Origin of the sequence: uncultured Mucilaginibacter sp. (genome assembly GCF_937859865.1) — a bacterium.
Lineage (GTDB): Bacteria > Bacteroidota > Bacteroidia > Sphingobacteriales > Sphingobacteriaceae > Mucilaginibacter_A.
Window position 1 is genome coordinate 1 of record NZ_CALMAT010000119.1, and the last position, 19,937, is coordinate 19,937.

16 protein-coding genes are annotated in these 19,937 nt (G+C 43.2%); 14 read left to right on the forward strand and 2 right to left on the reverse strand.

Annotated features, from left to right (window positions below; translation table 11 throughout):
- From Q0192_RS18805 to Q0192_RS12745, 13 genes are all read left to right on the forward strand, one after another.
- Positions 1 to 158 (forward strand): helix-turn-helix domain-containing protein (locus Q0192_RS18805; RefSeq protein WP_366518190.1); only part of this gene is annotated, 158 nt, incomplete at its 5' end.
- A gap of 181 nt (positions 159 to 339) precedes the next feature.
- Entirely contained in the window at positions 340 to 1,083 is a 744-nt protein-coding gene (locus tag Q0192_RS12690) for an electron transfer flavoprotein subunit beta/FixA family protein (RefSeq protein ID WP_299289853.1), read from the forward strand.
- Between the two features lie 20 nt (positions 1,084 to 1,103).
- A complete protein-coding gene (locus Q0192_RS12695; RefSeq protein ID WP_299289854.1) occupies positions 1,104 to 2,081 on the forward strand; it encodes an electron transfer flavoprotein subunit alpha/FixB family protein in 978 nt (325 codons plus the stop codon).
- Positions 2,082 to 2,091: 10 nt separating this feature from the next.
- Entirely contained in the window at positions 2,092 to 2,532 is a 441-nt protein-coding gene (locus Q0192_RS12700) for a thioesterase family protein (protein WP_299289855.1), read from the forward strand.
- Positions 2,533 to 3,128: 596 nt separating this feature from the next.
- Complete coding sequence (locus Q0192_RS12705) at positions 3,129 to 3,572, forward strand: DUF2147 domain-containing protein (RefSeq protein WP_299289856.1); 444 nt, start codon at positions 3,129 to 3,131, stop codon at positions 3,570 to 3,572.
- A gap of 23 nt (positions 3,573 to 3,595) precedes the next feature.
- Positions 3,596 to 5,977, forward strand: a complete 2,382-nt coding sequence (locus Q0192_RS12710) for a 3-hydroxyacyl-CoA dehydrogenase/enoyl-CoA hydratase family protein (protein ID WP_299289857.1) — start codon at positions 3,596 to 3,598, stop codon at positions 5,975 to 5,977.
- A gap of 175 nt (positions 5,978 to 6,152) precedes the next feature.
- On the forward strand, positions 6,153 to 7,331 hold the full coding sequence (locus Q0192_RS12715; RefSeq protein WP_299289858.1) for an acetyl-CoA C-acyltransferase: 1,179 nt from the start codon (positions 6,153 to 6,155) through the stop codon (positions 7,329 to 7,331).
- Positions 7,332 to 7,359: 28 nt separating this feature from the next.
- Complete coding sequence (locus Q0192_RS12720) at positions 7,360 to 9,153, forward strand: acyl-CoA dehydrogenase family protein (RefSeq protein WP_299289859.1); 1,794 nt, start codon at positions 7,360 to 7,362, stop codon at positions 9,151 to 9,153.
- Between the two features lie 40 nt (positions 9,154 to 9,193).
- A complete protein-coding gene (locus Q0192_RS12725) occupies positions 9,194 to 11,005 on the forward strand; it encodes a long-chain fatty acid--CoA ligase (RefSeq protein ID WP_299289860.1) in 1,812 nt (603 codons plus the stop codon).
- A 103-nt stretch (positions 11,006 to 11,108) separates the two neighbouring features.
- On the forward strand, positions 11,109 to 11,879 hold the full coding sequence (locus tag Q0192_RS12730; RefSeq protein WP_299289861.1) for an enoyl-CoA hydratase/isomerase family protein: 771 nt from the start codon (positions 11,109 to 11,111) through the stop codon (positions 11,877 to 11,879).
- 1 nt (position 11,880) lies between these two features.
- Entirely contained in the window at positions 11,881 to 12,786 is a 906-nt protein-coding gene (locus Q0192_RS12735) for an SDR family oxidoreductase (protein WP_299289862.1), read from the forward strand.
- 164 nt (positions 12,787 to 12,950) lie between these two features.
- Complete coding sequence (locus Q0192_RS12740; RefSeq protein ID WP_299289863.1) at positions 12,951 to 14,249, forward strand: (Fe-S)-binding protein; 1,299 nt, start codon at positions 12,951 to 12,953, stop codon at positions 14,247 to 14,249.
- A gap of 125 nt (positions 14,250 to 14,374) precedes the next feature.
- Entirely contained in the window at positions 14,375 to 15,166 is a 792-nt protein-coding gene (locus tag Q0192_RS12745; protein WP_299289864.1) for a (Fe-S)-binding protein, read from the forward strand.
- 188 nt (positions 15,167 to 15,354) lie between these two features.
- Here the strand turns inward: Q0192_RS12745 and Q0192_RS12750 are convergent, their stop codons facing one another.
- Positions 15,355 to 16,164: an alpha/beta hydrolase gene (locus Q0192_RS12750; protein ID WP_299289865.1), complete on the reverse strand. Its 810-nt coding sequence runs from the start codon at positions 16,162 to 16,164 to the stop codon at positions 15,355 to 15,357.
- Positions 16,165 to 16,387: 223 nt separating this feature from the next.
- Here Q0192_RS12750 and Q0192_RS12755 point away from each other — a divergent pair, with 223 nt between their 5' ends.
- The gene (locus Q0192_RS12755) at positions 16,388 to 18,577 is read left to right on the forward strand and encodes a family 1 glycosylhydrolase (RefSeq protein WP_299289866.1); all 2,190 of its coding nucleotides are present in this window, start codon (positions 16,388 to 16,390) and stop codon (positions 18,575 to 18,577) included.
- 81 nt (positions 18,578 to 18,658) lie between these two features.
- On the opposite strand, the gene Q0192_RS12760 is transcribed toward Q0192_RS12755, so the two are convergent.
- Positions 18,659 to 19,810 carry a tetratricopeptide repeat protein gene (locus Q0192_RS12760; protein ID WP_299289867.1) on the reverse strand — a complete coding sequence of 384 codons (1,152 nt, stop codon included), beginning with the start codon at positions 19,808 to 19,810 and terminating at the stop codon, positions 18,659 to 18,661.
- Between the last annotated feature and the right edge of the window lie 127 nt (positions 19,811 to 19,937).

Below are 19,937 nucleotides of genomic sequence, written 5' to 3' on the forward strand. Positions count from 1 at the left end.
TAGTTTTAGAAGCCAAAGTTTTGCTGCGGAACTATGAGATCAGCATTGCGCAGGTAGCTGAAGAAATCAACTTTCCGGATCAATCTTCCTTTGGCAAATACTTTAAAAAACATACCGGTTTTTCACCGTCGGAATATCGGATCAAAGCGAACAGTTAAGCGTGATGCTTCTTTTATCGGCATAAAATCAGTGTTAAAAGCTACTGTTCCCCTTTCTCCGTTTTTTTGACCAAAAACACCGCGCTCCTGCCCTTTTTTAATCAGCCGCCGAAACTAATTTTACTTTTCTAAATTAGCAGCTTCACATAAAATAATTGCTGCACCTAAATAAACCGAAAACATGAAAATATTAGTTTGTATCTGCCAGGTCCCGGATACGGTTACCAAAATCAACCTAAAAAACAACGATACAGCGGTTGAAGAAAACGGCGTAACCTTTGTCATCAACCCTTATGATGAATGGTATGCCTTGGTTCGCGCCTTGGAACTGAAAGAAACCGGCCTTGCCCAAGCCGTCCATTTAATTACAGTCGGACGCACCGTTACAGAACCGATCATCCGCAAAGCGTTGGCTTTGGGCGGAGATGAAGCCGTGCGGATTGATGCTGAAAGCACTGATCCTTATGTTGTTGCGCATTATATTGCCGCTTATGCCAAAACGGTTGGTTACGATTTGGTTTTATGCGGAAAAGAATCCATTGATTATGCAAACGGCGCAGTCGGGCCGATGGTTGCTGAATTGCTGGATTTAGACCATATCGGTTTTGCAACATCAATTGTTTTGGACGGAAATACGGCAACCGTAAAACGCGAAATAGACAGCGGCGAAGAAACTGACAGTTGCAGTTTGCCGCTCGTAATTTCCTGTCAAAAAGGTGTGGCCGAAGCACGCATCCCGAACATGCGCGGCATTATGGCCGCCAGGACAAAACCGCTAAAAATAGTTGTGCCGGCAGCTGTAGAAAACTTAACCTCCGTTTCTTATTATGAATTGCCGCCAGCAAAAGCCGGCGTAAAAATAATTGGTGCCGATGAAATGGACGAACTGGTAAATTTATTGCACACGGTAAGCAAAGTAATTTAAATCCTTAAATAATCAAGAAAATGTCAGTCTTAGTATTTGTAGAACATATTGAAGGCGTTATCCGAAAAACAAGTTTGGAAGCCCTACAATACGCTTCTGAAATTGCCAAAAAACTCGGCACAACCACAACAGCCGTTGTAGCCGGACAAATTGAAGAAACAGCCTTGCAAGACCTTGGCGCATATGACGCACAAAAAGTTTTGTATGTGGCCGATGCCCGTTTAAACGAATTGAACGCAAGGGCTTGCACACGAATCTTGGTTACTGCTGCCCAAAAGGAAAACAGCCAGGTTATCGTGTTGCTGCACGATGTAAACGGCCGTGCCATCGCGCCGCGTGTTGCTATCCAATTAAAAGCTGGTTTTGTTGCCGGTGCGCTGGATTTCCCGGATTTGGAAAAAGGTTTTGTGGTCAAGAAATCGGCGTTTTCGGGGAAAGCTTTTGCTTATGTTAATATAACGAGTCCGGTTATAATCATTACTTTATCGCCCAATACTTTCCCCATTGTTAAAGCTGAAGGAACGGCCACGGTAGAAAAACTGCAAGTCGCTTTTGAAGATAAAGACTTCGCCATTAAAGTAAAAAGCGTAGAAAAAATAACCGGCGAAGTGCCGTTGGCCGATGCCGAACTGGTGGTTTCTGGTGGGCGCGGCATGAAAGGGCCGGAAAACTGGGGCTTGATCGAAAACCTGGCGCACGAACTGGGCGCGGCAACGGCTTGTTCGCGCCCGGTTGCTGATTCCAATTGGCGGCCGCACCACGAGCATGTTGGCCAAACCGGCGGAACGATTCGTCCTAATTTGTACATTGCTGCCGGGATTTCCGGGGCGATCCAGCATTTGGCCGGCGTAAGCGGTTCAAAAACCATTGTCGTGATCAACAAAGACCCGGAAGCCCCGTTTTTTAAAGCGGCTAATTACGGCGTGGTGGGCGATGTAATGGAAATTTTGCCAAAGCTGACCGAAGCGGTAAAAAAGTTTAAGGCCGCACATCATTAATACTTCTTTTATGCACATATTTTTTGAAGGCCAGGTGATTTGGTCGCAAATTGATGCCAACCAGCATATGCGGCACTCGGCTTATGCTGATTTTGCTGCACAAGCACGGGTAAACATGCTTGAAAAAGTTGGGCTAACTGCATCCAAACTTTTTGAGTTGAAGATCGGGCCGGTGTTGTTTCGCGAAGAATTGTCTTACCTGCGGGAAGTTGCTTTGAACGATTACATCAAAGTTACCTGCGAGATTGTAAAATCAAGGGCGGATGCTTTCCGATGGACGACCCGCCACGAAATCTACCGAAGCGATGGCGTTAAAGCGGCGGTTATTGTTGCCGAAGGCGCGTGGATTGATACCGTAAAACGCAGGTTGGTTGTTTTGCCGGAAGAAATGAGCGCGCTGTTTTTAAGCTTGCCGCGAAGTGAAGATTTTGTAGAAGAAACGGCAAAATAGAAAGTTTGAAATCAATCGGAACAAAAACTGATGCTATTTAAAGTGCTATTTTGGTTTTGGCTAAAGCCAGAAAAGCATCATCTTATCTCCGGCCTAAAGGCCGGGGCAATTGAAAAAGCCGTAAAAAAACCAAAGGCAATTGAGAAAATAAGACTGACAAAAATAAAGGCGATTAATTGCCACGGCCTTTAGGCCGTGGACTATAATTCCTGCACATGGCTTTAGCCAAATCCATTCCGATGCTTCTTTTAGCACATAAAAATTGGTATCCTTTATTGTTCAACCAAAATCAAAGCGAACACCAATTTTTTGCCGATAAAAGAAGCATCATCAATTCAATCAAAACAATTCGGCCCAAACCAAAATAACCGAACTTTTGACAAATCATTCCGAAGTACAGCCCTTTTTTCTGTTGCTTCAACCCGGATATTTGTGGTACAAAACCAATAAAACTAAATTTTTAAACCAAGCCGGAATTTTTCTTTACCAATGGAAAAACCGAAACTGCTTTTTTTAGGAGACAGAAAAATTACTTCTGATTAAATCTCCCGTAAAAGAAGTGTATCTTGATTGCGAAAATTTAAACCTAAACCAATATGCACATCCTTAAAAAAAACCTGTTGCCCTGCTTCATCCTGTTGTTGATTTCTGCATTTGCCGCAAAAGCCCAAACCGACAAAGTGGAAGGGCTTTGGTACAACGATGCCAAAACAGCGAAAGTGCAGATCACAAAAGCTGCCAGCGGAAAATTCAACGGCAAAATAGTTTGGCTGAAAGATCCTTTGGAAAACGGAAAACCGCGCACCGACCAGCTAAACCCCGACGAGCAACTGCGCAAAAGGCCGATTTTAGGTTTGAAAATTTTGTCGGATTTTGAGAAAGAAGGCGACGATAAATATGTGGACGGCAAAATTTACGATCCGAAAAACGGCAAAACTTACAGTTGTAAAATGACTTACAAAGGCAAAACTTTGGATATCCGGGGTTACATTGGTATTTCTTTGATTGGCCGTACCACGGTTTGGGAACGTGCAAATTAATTTCAGCATAAATCTACCTAAAAATGAATGCTAAACGAACGATAAAAAAAGTTGCCGTATTGGGTTCTGGTGTAATGGGCAGCCGTATTGCCTGTCATTTTGCCAACATCGGTATGGAAGTTTTGTTGCTGGATATTGTTGCGAAAGATGCTGCGCCAAACGATGCAAAATCCAAAAACAAGCTGGTAAACGAAGCATTAACGGCGGCTTTAAAATCCAACCCTTCCCCTATTTATTTCAAATCTTTCGCCAAAAATATTTCAACTGGAAATTTTGAAGATGATATGCCGAAGATTTCCACTTGCGATTGGATTATTGAAGTGGTGGTTGAACGCTTAGACATCAAACAAAAAGTTTTTGAACAGGTAGAAAAGTACCGTAAACCCGGCACTTTAATTACGTCCAACACTTCGGGCATTCCAATCCATTTGATGGCCGAAGGAAGAAGCGAAGATTTTAAAAAGCATTTCTGCGGAAGCCATTTTTTTAACCCGCCGCGTTATTTAAAGTTATTGGAGATCATCCCAACTCCCGATACTTTGCCGGAAGTTGTTGATTTCTTATTACATTTTGGCGAGAAGTTTTTGGGGAAAACCACTGTTCTGGCAAAAGATACGCCTGCTTTTATTGGCAACCGCATCGGTGTTTTCAGCATCATGAGCATTTTGCATTATGCCGAAAAAAATAGTTATACCATTGATCAAATTGATAAACTGACTGGTCCGGTTATTGGTCATCCAAAATCAGCAACTTTCCGCACCAGCGATGTGGTTGGTTTGGATACGATGGTTCATGTGGCAAACGGATTGAGCGCCAATGTGCCGAACGACGAAGCGAAAGAGCTGTTTCAAATTCCCGAATTCGTTACCAAAATGGTTGCCAATAACTGGCTGGGCAGCAAAAGCGGACAAGGTTTTTACCGGAAAGAAAAAGTGAACGGCGGAAACGATTTTTACACGCTCAACCTCAAAACACTGGAATACGAACCTTCGCAAAAGGTAAAATTTTCTTCACTTGAAACCACCAAAACGATTGATAATTTAAAAGACCGGATGAAGGTTCTGTTTGTGGCGAAAGACCGGGCAGGCGACTTTTACCGCTCGATTTTTTACCAGTTGTTTGCGTATTCGAGCAACCGCGTCCCTGAAATTTCTGACGAGTTGTACAAAATTGATGCCGCTATGAATGCCGGTTTTGGCTGGGAAATGGGTCCGTTTGAAAAGTGGGATGCTTTGGGTGTTGAAGAAACCATCAAAGCAATGGAAGCTCAGGGTTATAAACCTGCACAATGGGTTTATGATATGCTGCAAATTGGCGCAACCAGCTTTTACAAAATCCAGGATGGCAAACGTTTGTATTTCGATATCAACACAAAAACTTACCAGTCAATTCCCGGAACGGAAGATTTTATTCTGCTGGACAATATCCGTGAAACGAACACGATCTGGAAAAACAGCGGAACCACGATTATGGATATTGGCGATGGCATCATCAACTTAGAATTCCACACCAAAATGAATACCATCGGCAGCGAAGTAATTGAAGGCATAAACAAAGCAATTACACTGGCCGAGCAAAGTTACCGCGGCTTAGTGATTTCGAACGAAGGGACAAATTTTAGCGCGGGTGCGAATGTCGGGATGATTTTTATGTATGCCGTTGAGCAGGAATTTGACGAGCTGAATATGGTAATCAAAGCTTTCCAAAACACGATGATGCGGATTCGGTATTCTTCCATTCCCGTTGTTGCCGCGCCGCATCAAATGGCCTTGGGCGGTGGCTGCGAACTGTGTTTACATGCGGATAAAGTTGTTGCACACGCCGAATTGTACATGGGCTTGGTTGAATTTGGCGTTGGCTTGATCCCTGGTGGCGGCGGCACGAAAGAATTTGCACTGCGTTTATCGGATGATTTGCAGGACGGCGATGTGGAATTGAATAACTTCCGCAACCGTTTCTTAACCATCGGCCAGGCAAAAGTTTCCACCTCCGCAGAAGAAGCATTTGAATTGGGTTATTTAAGAAAAGGCCGCGATTTAGTTGTTATCTCCAGAAACAGGTTATTATCTGAAGCAAAAAAACAATGTTTAATGATGGCGGACGAAGGTTATGTGCAGCCGCTTCAACGCAAAAACATCAAAGTTTTAGGAAAACAAGCACTTGGTTTAGGTTACGTTGGCGCGAACACAATGTACAGCGGAAATTACATTAGTGAACATGATGTGAAGATTTCGCAAAAGCTGGCTTATGTATTGGCTGGCGGTGATTTATCGCAACCAACTTTAGTCAGCGAAGATTATTTATTGACGCTGGAACGCGAAGCTTTTGTATCGCTATGTGCAGAACGGAAAACGCTGGAACGCATACAATCCATATTAACAGGCGGAAAAGTATTAAGAAATTAAGGGCTTGTTTAAATTTATACAATAAAAATACCAATGCTTCTTTTACCCTATAAAAATTGGTGTTTGCATCAACCTAAAAAAATCAAAAACCAATTGCCCACCAATTTTTAGGTGATAAAAGAAGCATAGAAAAATAAATGAACAAAATTTAAACAGGCTTTAAGCAAAGAAAACAATGGACGCATATATAGTAGCGGCTTGCCGCAGTGCAGTTGGAAAAGCCACACGCGGTGGTTTTAGATTTACACGGCCGGATAATTTAGCGGCAGATGTGATCCGGCAATTGGTTGCATCGGTGCCAAATGTGGACAAAGAGCAAATTGATGACGTGATTGTAGGAAACGCCACGCCAGAAGCAGAACAAGGGTTAAACGTTGCCCGATTGATCTCGCTGATGGCACTGGATACGGACAAAGTTCCGGGGATGACGGTGAACCGTTATTGTGCTTCGGGTTTGGAAACTATTGCGATTGCTTCGGCAAAAATCCATAGCGGCATCAGTGATTGTATCATTGCCGGCGGCGTGGAAAGCATGAGTTTGTTGCCTTTTGGCGGCTGGCGAATTGTTCCGAACGTAGATGTTGCCCTGGCTCACCCCGATTATTATTGGGGAATGGGTTTAACGGCAGAAGCGGTTGCAAAAGAATATAATATCAGCCGCGAGGAGCAGGACCAGTTTGCTTATAACTCGCACCAAAAAGCAATTAGTGCGATTGAGGCAGGCCGGTTTAAAGACCAGATTGTGCCGGTAAACGTAACCGAAACTTATGTTGACGAAGACGGAAAACGCAAAAAAAGGGAGTTTATAGTAGCGACCGATGAAGGCCCGCGGGCTGACACTTCCATTGAAGCTTTGTCCAAGTTGAAACCTGTTTTTGATGCCAAAGGATTGGTTACGGCGGGAAATTCTTCCCAAACCAGTGATGGCGCGGCCTTTGTGATGGTGGTGAGCGAACGGTTTATGAAAGAAAACAACCTGGTGCCAATTGCCCGAATGGTGAATTATGCCGTTGCTGCCGTTCCGCCGCGCATTATGGGAATTGGTCCGCTGCTGGCGATACCAAAAGTTTTGAAAATGGCGGGAATGAAGCAGGACGATATGGATTTAATCGAGCTAAACGAAGCATTCGCCTCACAATCCTTAGCCATCATTAAAGGGTTGGATTTGAACCCGGAGATACTGAACGTAAACGGCGGTGCCATCGCTTTAGGTCATCCATTGGGTTGCAGCGGCGCAAAATTATCCGTCCAGATTTTTGACGAGTTGAAAAAACGCGATAAAAAATACGGCATGGTTACAATGTGCGTTGGCACCGGACAAGGCGCGGCAGGCATATTCGAGTTATTAAATTGAACACCAAAAAATAGTAGATAAAAACAGTATGGACACAGCAACAGTAAAACAGCAACTCAAAGGCGGCGAGTTTTTAATTAAAGAAACGTTGGCAGAAGATATATTTATCCCCGAAAACTGGGACGAAGAACAATTGATGATCGCGCAAACCTGCCAGGAGTTTGTAGACCAAAAAGTTGTTCCTATCATCGGTCGGATTGATGCGCAGGAAGAAGGTTTGATGGTAAACTTGATCGAGCAGGCCGGCGAACTGGGCATTCTGGGCGTTTCCATCCCCGAAGAATACGGCGGTTTTGGCAAAGATTTTACCACCGCTATGTTGGTGAGCGAGAAAACCGGCCCCGGCGCTTCTTTTTCTGTTGCGGTAATGGCGCATACCGGCATTGGCACTTTGCCTATTTTGTATTATGGAAGCGAAGAACAAAAGACCAAATACATTCCCAAATTGGCTTCTGGCGAGTGGAAAGGCGCTTATTGCTTAACTGAACCAAGCGCAGGTTCTGATGCCAACTCGGGAAAAACCCGTGCAACGCTTTCTGCCGATGGCAAAAATTACATCATCAACGGACAGAAAATGTGGATCACCAATGCCGGTTTTGCGGATGTTTTTACGGTTTTTGCCAAGATTGACGGCGACGAAAACCTAAGTGCGTTCATCATCGAAAAAGGTTATGAAGGAATTTCCCTCAACCCCGAAGAACATAAAATGGGTATTAAAGGAAGCTCTACCCGCCAGGTATTTTTTAACGATTGCAAAGTTCCGGTAGAAAACCTGTTGTCCGAAAGAGGAAATGGCTTTAAAATCGCGGTAAATATTTTAAACCTGGGCCGTATGAAATTGGGCGGTGCTGCTTTGGGCGCTTCAAAACATGTAATTACCAGTTCTATTCGCTACGCGAATGAGCGGGAGCAGTTTGGCCGTTCGATTGCAAAATACGGTGCCATCCGTTACAAGTTGGCCGAGCAGGTGATCCGTGCTTATGCTGCCGAAGCGGCTATGTATCGCGCCAGCCAAAACATTGAAGATGCCATCCACGGCATGATCGAAAACGGCATGGAACCATCCAAAGCCAAATTAAAAGGCACCGAACTTTTTGCGATAGAAGCGGCCATCATCAAAGTTCATGCTTCGGAAGCGTTGGATTATATTGTGGATGAAGGCGTGCAAATTTATGGCGGCATGGGCTACAGTGCCGAAGCGCCGATGGACCGTGCTTATCGCGATAGTCGCATCAACCGCATTTTTGAAGGCACGAACGAGATCAATCGGATGTTAACAGTGGATATGATTTTGAAACGTGCCATGAAAGGCGAACTGGATTTGATGGGACCGGCACAAAAAGTAGCTTCCGAATTGATGAGCATCCCTGATTTTGGCGCTTCGGAAGATGATTTCTTCAGCAAAGAAAAAAAATACGTTGCCAATTTTAAGAAAGCAGTTTTGTTGGTTGCCGGTGCAGCGGTACAAAAACTGATGATGAACCTGGCCAAAGAACAGGAAGTTTTAATGAACCTGGCCGATATGCTGATCGAAACTTACGTGAGCGAATCGTTGCAATTGCGGGTTGAAAAATTAGCCGGTCAGCGCGGCGAAACAGCGATTGCAGAGCAGATTGATATGATGCAGGTTTACATCCGGGACGCCGCCGATAAGATTTTCAAATCAGGAAAAGAAGCTTTAAATGCTTTTGCCGAAGGCGATGAACGGCGCATGATGATGGTTGGTTTAAAACGCTACACCAAAACCGAAGACATCAACACAACGGCAGCGCGCCGACGCATTGCAGCAAAACTGATCGGCCAAAACAAATACTGTTTTTAGCACCTAAAAATTCATGTCAAACTAAAATTCAGCGATTCCCATGAAAAAGGCAGCACGGTTATTTGATTGTTTAGAAGCACAACAGCAGGAGCCAAAACCTGATTTTTTGAACGCCAAAATCAACGGCGAATGGAAATCGTACAGCACGGCCGAGGCGCATGAGAAAATCTATCAGTTGGCCGCTGCTTTGCTTGAAATGGGGATTTCACCGGGCGATGGTAGTGTTGAAGGACGAAACAAAGTTGGCCTTATCAGCAACAGCAGGCCCGAATGGCTGATAACAGATTTGGCCGTGCAACTGGTTGGCGGGATTTTAGTGCCGCTTTATCCAAACACCAGCACAAAAGAAATGGAACAGATTTTGGCAGAAGCCGAAGTTGCCTGCATTTTTGTAAGCGATGCCGAACTTTGCGCCAAAGTAACAGCAGTTCAAAAAAACGTGCCGACGTTAAAAACCATCGTTTCGTTTGATAAAATTACGGATTGCGTTCACTTTGAAAGTTTGCTGAAACCAACCAGCGAAGTTGACAAAAAGCGGATTTCGGCCATCAGCAACCGCATTACCGAAAACGATGTAACCACTATCATTTTCACTTCGGGCACAACCGGACGGCCAAAAGGCGTGATGTTGACGCACAAAAATATTGTAAGCAATGTGGTTGGTTCTGGCAAAGTATTGTTGCAGATTCCGGTCGTCAATAAACGTGCGCTCAGCTTTCTACCGCTCAACCATATCTTCGAAAAAATGGTTACCTACATCTACCTTTTTTATGGGTTTTCGATTTACTACGCCGAAAATATGGATACGATTGGCGCGAACATGCGCGAAGTAAAACCCAATTTGTTTACGGCCGTTCCAAGACTTTTAGAAAAAGTGTTTGAAAAAATCGTGATCGAAGGACAGAAACTTTCGGGCATTAAAAAGAGTATTTTCTTGTGGTCAATTAAAGTGGCAGAACAATTTGAAAATACCGGCACCAGCTTGTGGTACAAAGTGAAATTGGCCATTGCCAACAAATTGGTTTACAGCAAATGGCGGGCTGCTTTGGGCGGCGAAGTAAAAGCCATTATTTTGGGCAGTTCTGCTTGCCCGGTACGCCTTGAAAAAATATTTACCGCCGCCAAGATTGTGATTTTAGAAGGTTATGGGTTGACGGAAACTTCTCCGGTAATTACCGTAAACCAATATCAAATAAACGGCAGAAGGTTTGGAACGGTTGGGCTTTTGCTGGAAGATGTGCAGGTAAAAATAGCAGCCGACGGTGAAATTTTGTGCAAAGGCCCGAACATTATGTTGGGTTATTACAAAAACCCGGAGCTGACGGCAGAAGTTTTGGCGGACGGCTGGTTCCATACCGGTGATATCGGACAGATTGACCAGGATAATTTCTTGAAAATAACCGACCGGAAAAAAGAGATTTTTAAAACCTCCGGCGGGAAATATGTTGCACCCGTGCCGATTGAAAACCGGATGAAAGAAAGCCCTTTGATCGAGCAAATGATGGTAATTGGTGCCGAAAGAAAGTTTACTTCGGCTTTGATCGTTCCATCTTATCCAAACCTGAAATTATGGTGCGAGCAGCAAAACTTTAATTTTAATTCGGCTCAGCAAATTGTTGAACAGGAGCAAGTTATTGCTTTGTACCAATCGGTTGTTGATTCTTTTAATTCGGAATTTAACCATGTGGAACAGGTAAAAAAATTCAAACTACTTTCGGAAGAATGGACGATCAACGGCGGGGAATTAACGCCCACCGGAAAAATGAAACGCCGCATCATCATGGAAAAATACAAACAGGAGATCGAGCATTTGTATCAAACCGAAACCGACAAAACGCTGGTTGCACATTAATCAAAGTTTCTTATAATCATGTCAAATACTTCTTTTATCACCCTAAAATTATTGGCATAAAAGAAGCATCGTTAATTCGTCTTTTTGCTGATCAATCATTGCCATGAAAACTTTAGAAATCAATATTGAAAACAAACTGGCTGTAATTACGCTAAACCGCGGACGTTCCAATCCCATCAATTTGGAAATGATTTCGGAACTGATCTCCGCAGTAAAAGAACTTGAAGCGGACGAAGAAGTTAATGGCTTGATCATCACCGGAAAAGAAGGGTTTTTCTCGGCAGGAATTGACCTGATCGAAGTTTACCATTACAACGAGCAGCAAAGCCAGGATTTCTGGACAAATTTCCTGTTGATGCAAAGCACTTTAGTCAGTTTTAAAAAGCCTTTTGTGGCTGCAATTTCCGGCCATAGTCCCGCTGGCGGCTGTATTATTGCGCTCTGTGCCGATTATCGCGTAATGGCAAAAGGCAATTTTATCATCGGCTTGAATGAAATTCCGGTTGGGATTATTGTTCCGGATACTGTTTTTAGCCTATATTCTTTTTGGTTGGGAAAACGTAAAGCGTACCAGTATTTGCTGGAAGGAAAATTGTTAAAAGTTGATGAAGCTTTGCAATTCGGTTTGGTGGATGAAGTAGTTGAACCAGAAGAAGTTCTGAAAGTTGCAGAGAAAAAGATCAGGATTTATATGAAGATGAACGCAGAAACCTGGCAGCAAAGCAAATTAAATTTAAGAAAAGAACTGATTAGCCAAATGCAAACGGATCAAAGCGAGACTTTGAACAAAATGCTGGAACAATGGTGGTTGCCCGAAACACGCTTATCTTTGCAAAAAGTAATTGGCCAGCTTACCAAAACTGTAAAAAACTAAAATGGAAATTCCTGAAAATAACAGTTTGGGCGACGCCGAAAAAGGAATGCTGCGAAACGATGCTTTCAACGGAAAAACAATCATCATAACCGGCGGCGGAACGGGACTGGGCAGAGCAATGGGAACATACTTTTTAAAGCTTGGTGCCAATTTAGTCATCACGAGTAGGAAGTTAAAGGTTCTGCAAAAAACCGCCACTGAAATGGAAACCGAAACCGGAGGCAAAATTTTAGCTTTGGCTTGCGATGTGCGTCATTATGAGGAAGTTGAAAAAGTTTTTCAGGAAGCGGTTGCCAAATTTGGGCAGGTAAACGCAGTAGTGAACAACGCTGCCGGGAATTTTATTTCGCCTACAGAACGGCTTTCGGCCAATGCTTTTTCTACCATCATTGATATTGTGTTGAAAGGTTCGGTCAATTGTTCTTTGGCTGCCGGAAAATATTGGATCAAGGAAAAAATGCCGGGCAATATTTTGAATATCATTACCACTTATGCTTTTACTGGTTCGGCTTACGTCGTTCCTTCGGCTTGTGCCAAAGGCGGCGTACTGGCCCTAACGCGATCTTTGGCGGCAGAATGGGGCCGGCATCAAATCCGAACCAACGCCATTGCGCCCGGCCCTTTTCCAACCAAAGGCGCGTGGGAAAGATTACTGCCCGGGGAAATGGCTGAAAAATTTGATTTTAAAAACCGCGTCCCTTTAAAACGAGTTGGCAAACAACAGGAAATTGCCAATTTGGCTGCCTTTTTAATTTCCGATTATTCGGCTTACATCAATGGCGATGTGATTACGATTGATGGCGGCGAGTGGCTGCAAGGCGCCGGGCAATTTAACGGACTGGAAATGGTTACCGATGAAATGTGGGACGGCATTGAACAATTAATACGCGCCGCAAAAGGTAGCTAATAAATTATATTTTTGTTGATTAACACCAATGCTTCTTTTACCCTATAAATTTTGGTGCCTGTTTAATTTTCATAAACTGAAAATGAATGTTTACCAATTTTTGGGTGATAAAAGAAGCATTGAAACTTTTATAAAAAAATTTAAACAGGCTCTAAATAAATTCCATGATTGCACAACTCGTCTTTCTAATCATATTGGCTGCCGCGGTATTTTTATTTAGCAAAAACACCGGCAAAATCCGGCGTAATATTTTGCTGGGAAAAGATGCCGACCGGAGTGACCAGCCCGCGCTTCGCTGGAAAACCATGGCAAAAGTAGCCTTAGGCCAAAGTAAAATGGGCAAACGGCCGGTAGCAGCAATCATGCACTTGTTTATTTATGTCGGTTTTGTCATCATCAACATCGAAGTTTTGGAGATTACGATTGATGGGCTTTTTGGTTCGCACCGTGTTTTTTCCCGTCCGTTGGGTAGTTTATACGGCTTGCTGATTGGCGGCTTTGAAATCCTGGCGTTGCTGGTTTTGGTTTCCTGCGTGGTGTTTTTATCTCGAAGGAACCTGCTAAAACTGAAACGTTTTCAAGGCCCGGAGATGAAAGAATGGCCGCGTTCAGATGCCAATTATATTCTTTTCATCGAAATATTATTGATGACCGCTTTTCTCACCATGAACGCGGCAGATTACAAATTGCAAGCCTTGCATTTTGGGCATTATATTAAAGCCGGCAGTTTTCCGGTCAGTGCTTTGATTGCCCCGCTCCTGCCTTCCAACGCCAGTTCATTAGTGATGATCGAACGCGGCTGCTGGTGGTTCCACATCATTGGCATTTTGGCTTTTTTAAATTACCTTCCCTACTCCAAGCATTTCCACATTTTGCTGGCTTTCCCAAATACGTATTATTCCAAGCTTTCACCCAAAGGCCAGTTCAGCAATATGGCTTCGGTTACCAATGAAGTAAAGGCAATGGTTGACCCTTCTTTCGTTCCTGCCGCTACCGAACCCGGCCGTTTTGGTGCCAAAGATGCAACCGACCTCACCTGGAAAAACCTGATGGACGCTTACACTTGCACCGAATGCGGGCGTTGCACGAGCGTTTGCCCGGCCAATAATACCGGAAAATTACTTTCGCCACGTAAAATTATGATGGACACGCGCGACCGGATTACCGAAATCGGGAACAATTTGGATAAACAGGGAAAAGACTTCCAGGACAATAAAACCTTGCTGGACGATTACATTTCGCGCGAAGAATTGTGGGCCTGCACCACTTGCAACGCCTGTACCGAAGCTTGTCCGGTAAACATTGACCCGTTAAATATCATTACCGAAATGCGAAGGTTTATTGTGATGGAAGAATCGCAGGCACCGCCAAGTTTAAACAACATGTTTAGCAATGTGGAAAACAACGGCGCACCTTGGAAATATTCAAACGCCGACAGGATGAATTGGGCAGAAAGTGATTAGCGGATGGTTCATAGATCATAGTAAAAACCTGCAAAGTCTCCAACTACGCTCCTCCCATGAACTATTGACCATCAACTATCAACACTTCCCATGAACCATTAACTATCACCCATCAACTAACAACCATGAACGAACTACATATCCCAACCATGGCGCAAATGGCAGCCGAAGGCAAAGCGCCCGAAATTTTATTTTGGGTGGGTTGCGCCGGAAGTTTTGACGAACGTGCCCAAAAAATCACGAGAAGCATTTGCAAAATTTTACAACATGTTGGCCTAAGTTATGCCGTTTTGGGAACTGAAGAAAGCTGCACCGGCGATCCGGCAAAACGTGCGGGAAATGAGTTTTTGTTTCAAATGCAGGCGTTGACGAATATTGAAGTTTTAAATGCATATGCAGTCAAAAAGATTGTAACTGGTTGTCCGCATTGTTTCAATACGTTGAAAAACGAGTATCCGCAACTGGGCGGAAATTATGAAGTGATCCATCATACCGAATTGATCCAACAGTTAATTGACGAAGGAAAATTAAAAACGGAGGACAATGAAAGTTTCAAGGGCAAACGTATCACCTACCACGATGCTTGCTACTTAGGCCGCGGCAACAACGTTTACGAAGCGCCACGAAACGCTTTGCAGGTTTTGGATGCCGAACTGGTAGAAATGAAACGTTGCCGAAGCAACGGTTTGTGTTGTGGTGCAGGCGGCGCGCAAATGTTTAAAGAAGCCGAACCCGGAAAAAAAGAAATCAACATCGAACGGATTGAAGATGCGATTGAAGCCAAAGCACAAATTGTAGCTTCGGCCTGCCCTTTCTGCATGACCATGCTGCGCGACGGCGTAAAAATCAAAGAAAAAGAACAAGAAATTCAGGTTTTGGATATTGCCGAAATTACGGCGCGGGCAAATGGGTTATAAGTTTGAGGAACAGGATGCTTCTTTTATCGGCATAAATTTTATCGGTATAAAAGAAGCATTGTGTTGTTTTGATTTTTGCTGTTTTTTCCGCAAATTTTTCTTTGTTCGTTCTTTTTCCTTGATAAAAAAGAACGTATAAAACGTAACCGCAGGTTTCAATCCTACCGTTGACGTGACAAAACGCAACCTTACTTCATCTGTTCCTTAATAAAAGCAATTGCCTTTGCATACGTATCCAAAATATCATTGCCGCGCCAACCGTGGCCTTTTCCGGGGTATGTAACATAACTCGACGGAACATTGGCCTGTTTCAGCTTCACATTCAAACTATCGCTTTCTCGGATCGGTACAATCGGATCGGCCGTGCCATGAAAAATAATTGTAGCAGGGCTTTTCTTGCTGACGTGGTCAACCGCGCTGGCATCGGCATAAACATTCGGGATGGCCGTAGGAACACCGTTCATCAACCCGGCCAGTTCGTGGTGCGCTCGGTAAAGGTCAACCATATCGGCAGGGCCAAACAAATCAACCACTACTTTTACTTCGTGTTTCGGGTCGTGGATAAATCCTTCTACCAAAGCCAATTGCGCGCCTGCACTTTCGCCCAGCAAAATCAATTGCTTTTTATCAATGTGGTAATCTTTCGCTTTGTCTTTGATAAAAGCAACCGCTTTGTCAACATCGTCAATTTGCGCCGGCCACGGATTGCTCAAGGTTTGCCGGTTGGCCAAACGGTAATTTAGGTTGAAAATAGCATAATCCGGAAAGGCTTTTTGCAAAGGTTTCAGCCAATGCGCCATGTTGATTTTATCGCCTGCAACCCAGCTTCCGCCGTGGATCAAAATGATGGCAGGCATTTTGCCCTTGCTTTCTTTGGGCAGGTAAACGTCCATTTTTTGCTGGGCATCATCGCCATAAGCTACATCTTTATTAACGGTTTGTGCCGAGGCCATTTGCCAGCCAATCATCAAACTTAATATGGAAATTATTTTTTTCATAAATACAAACTGTTTTTTCGATACTTCTTTTATGCCTTAAAAAACCGTGCCGAACAGTTGGGCCATACGTTTCCGTCATACTTCTTTTACAGCATCTTTTTTAGTGAAGGTGATTTTAACACCTGGCAAACACTTTTCCACATTGGCCTTTTTAAAAAACCAAAAGTTATTTTACAAGTTAAATATTATAGTGTACCAGATAAACACTTAAAACAGGAGCGTTATGCTTACACAAAGACCATTAGAAATTTGGGGCGGAATTGAGGGGACTATCAACCGCGTTGGAGATAATTACATTGACCAGTCGGAGTTTTCCGGCCATTACAACCGCGAAACGGATATAGATTTAATCGCTTCTTTGGGCATCAAAATGTTGCGCTACCCGGTTTTGTGGGAAAAACATCAGCCCAAAAAAGACACTGAAATTGATTGGAGCTTTACCGAACGCAACTTACTTCGGCTAAAAAAACTGAATGTAGAACCAATTGCCGGTTTGGTGCACCATGGCAGCGGGCCAACTTTTGTCAATTTTTTTGACGGCAGTTTTGAACAAGGCGTTGCCGATTATGCCAAACTTGTTGCCAAAAAATTTCCCTGGCTCGAATATTATACGCCGGTAAACGAACCGCTTACAACAGCACGTTTTTGCGGTTTGTACGGCCATTGGTATCCGCACAAAAAAGATGCATACTCTTTTTACCGGGTACTTTTGAGCGAATGCAAAGCGACTATCATGGCGATGGAGGCCATTCGGGAAGTCAACCCAAATGCAAAACTGATTCAGACGGAAGATTTAGGCAAAGTTTACAGCACACCGCTGTTGAAGTATCAGGCCGATTTTGAAAACGAACGCCGCTGGCTTTCTTACGATTTGATCACCGGAACGCTAACGCCAGACAAAACGATGTACAAATTCCTGACCGGGATGGGTTTTAAAAACCAAGAGCTGGATTACTTTTTAGAGAATCACTGCAAACCGGACATCGTCGGCTTTAATTACTACATCACTTCCGAACGTTACCTGGACGAAAACCTGCAAAAGTATCCACAGCACGTTCATGGCGGCAACGGACGCCATCAATATGCTGATGTTGAGGTTGTCCGAGTTCCTTACCAACAAAAAACAGGGCCATCGGTATTGCTAAAAGAAGCGTGGGAAAGGTATAAATTACCGCTTGCCATTACCGAGTGCCATTTGCATTGCACGCGCGAAGAACAAATGCGTTGGTTCCATGAAATGTGGGAAACGGCAAACCAGTTGCAAGCCAATGGCGTGGACATCCGTGCTTTAACGGCCTGGGCCATTTTAGGCACTTATGGTTGGAACAAGTTGGTAACCAAACCCTGGGGATTGTACGAGCCGGGCGTTTTTAACCTTCGTTCTGGTAAACCGCGGCCTACGGCAATGGTTAAACTGATCCGTGAACTATCAAAAAATAAAGTTTATCAGCAACCGGTTTTAAAAACTTTTGGCTGGTGGAAACAGGAAAAAAGGATCGCTTATCCGGATGCCAACGTTTTCAGGATCAATAATTTAAAACCTGTATCGCATAGTCAACCTGTTTTAGTTTTAGGCAAATTTGCTTCAATAGAAACTGCATATGAAAAGATTTGCGCGGACAGAAGTATCCATTGCGTGGTTCATAACCAAATTGGTTTGGTTAATCAAGTTGAATTTGAAAAACTGATCCGGGATATCAATCCTTGGGCAATTATTAACCTACAGGAATATGCGGATTTGGAGCTGGCAGAACAAAACCCGGAAAACTGCTTCAAAATAAATACGGACACAGCTTTGCTTTTGGCCGAAGCTTGTAAAAAGAACGCCATTAAACTCGTTACTTTTTCTTCTGCATCTGTTTTTAATGGAGAAAAAGAAGAAGCATATTTAGAAACAGATGCCGTTTCACCAAGAAATATTTTCGGCCAAAGCAAAGTAAAGACAGAAGAAATGTTGCTGCAACACTTCCCCGAAACCTTGATTGTTCGCGTTGGAAAATTGTTCAGTCCTTGGGAAAGCAGCGGTTTTATTTCGAAAATTTTAAACCGGATCAAGGAAGGAAGGACGGTTGAAGCAGCAAACGACAATTTAATTTCGCTGACCTACGTACCGGATTTGGTGCACGAAACTTTAAACATTTTACTGGACGACGAATGTGGTATTGTCCATGCAGCCAACCAGGGGCAAACAACAGATGCCAACTTAGCCCGAAAAGCAGCACAATTTGCCCGATTGAATGACAGTTTGGTAAAAGGCGTACCGGCAGCAAAATTACAGCAAAAGATACCCGCACCACAAAACGCTACGCTGCAAAGTGAAAAAGGTGTTTTGTTGCCCGAGTTTGAAAGTGCCTTAAAACACTATTTGGAAATTACGGATCAGGTATTTTTAGCAGACAAAATAGCGGTGTAATTTTATAATGCTTCTTTTACCGGCATAAATTTGACATCCACTAAAAAAATGCCGGTAAAAGAAGCATCCTGTTGCGGCAACTTATCTGCTCAGTTCTTTAATCCGGCTGCGTGTAAAATCTACATAAACCTGCTCTTTGACCGGCGGTTTTGCCTTGAGATATTTCTTATAAAATTTTACAGCATTGGCTTTATCGTGCAGCCCTTTGTCATACAATCCGGCTAAATTATAATACGTAATGGCTTTTTCTTTAAAAAACAAACCTTTTTGGTAAGCTACAGCTTCATTTTTAAACTGTTTGTTTAAGTCGTAGGTGTCGGCCATTTCATCATAATATACATCTGTGTTTGGCGAAATGGCTTGCATCAACGTTTTGTCGTAATATTCTACCGCCTGTTTGTACCGCTTTAAAGCCTTAAAACTTCTGGCCGATAAATAACAAATCCTTTCTGTCTGGGCATCCACAGGCATTGCCAAAAAAGTTTCTAAAGCACAAGTGTGGTTTTTTGTCATAAAATATGAGGTGCCAAGCATGTTTTGCACTTCCAAAGAAGCGTTGCCCAATTCTACCAGCTTTAAACAAGTACCAATAGTTTCTTTAAACCGATTGTTGATGTAAGTTAGTTTTGCCAACGAACGCAACAAAAGCAAATTGGTAGAATCGGCCAGTAAAGCAATTTTCAAAATTGGTTCGGCTTGTTTAAACCTTTTCATATTCATCAGCAGCAAACTTAAATCTGCGGCTACATCTGGCTCTTGCGGATTAATTTTATTAGCCGTTTGCCAGCTTGAAATCGCTTTTTCAGTTTCACCTTTATCCGAATACAAGTTGCCTAACTGCTTATAAACCGAAAAGTTGGTTTTATCCAACGCAATCACTTTTTCAAAATAAAACAAAGCTTTCGTGTTATTTTCCCGCCTGATCTGGATATTGGCCAAATTTAACAAAACAGGAATACTGGCAGAATCTTGCTGGTAAATACGCAAATAGTAGCTCTCGGCATCCAACAGTTTCCCGGCCATTTGATTGGCATAAGCAAAACGGCCAAGTACTTTTAAATTGGTAACCGGTTCGGGATAATTTTTTTTCAGGTAATTAACCGCTTCTGTGTAACGCTGGTTTTGGTACAAATCAATCAAAACAGCATCGTTTGGCGTGTTTGTTTGCGCTTTTATTTCATTTTTGAAAATCAAAAACGCAGCAGTTATCAACAAAAAAGTATAGGTTTTCATAAAGCAACATTAATTTAACTAAGCTATTAGTTTATTAACGCTTTTCAAAATTAAATCTGCAGTTTTTGTTGATGCTTCTTTTATCGTGCATTTTTTGGTATTGGTTTCTGAAAATGCCGAAAAACAA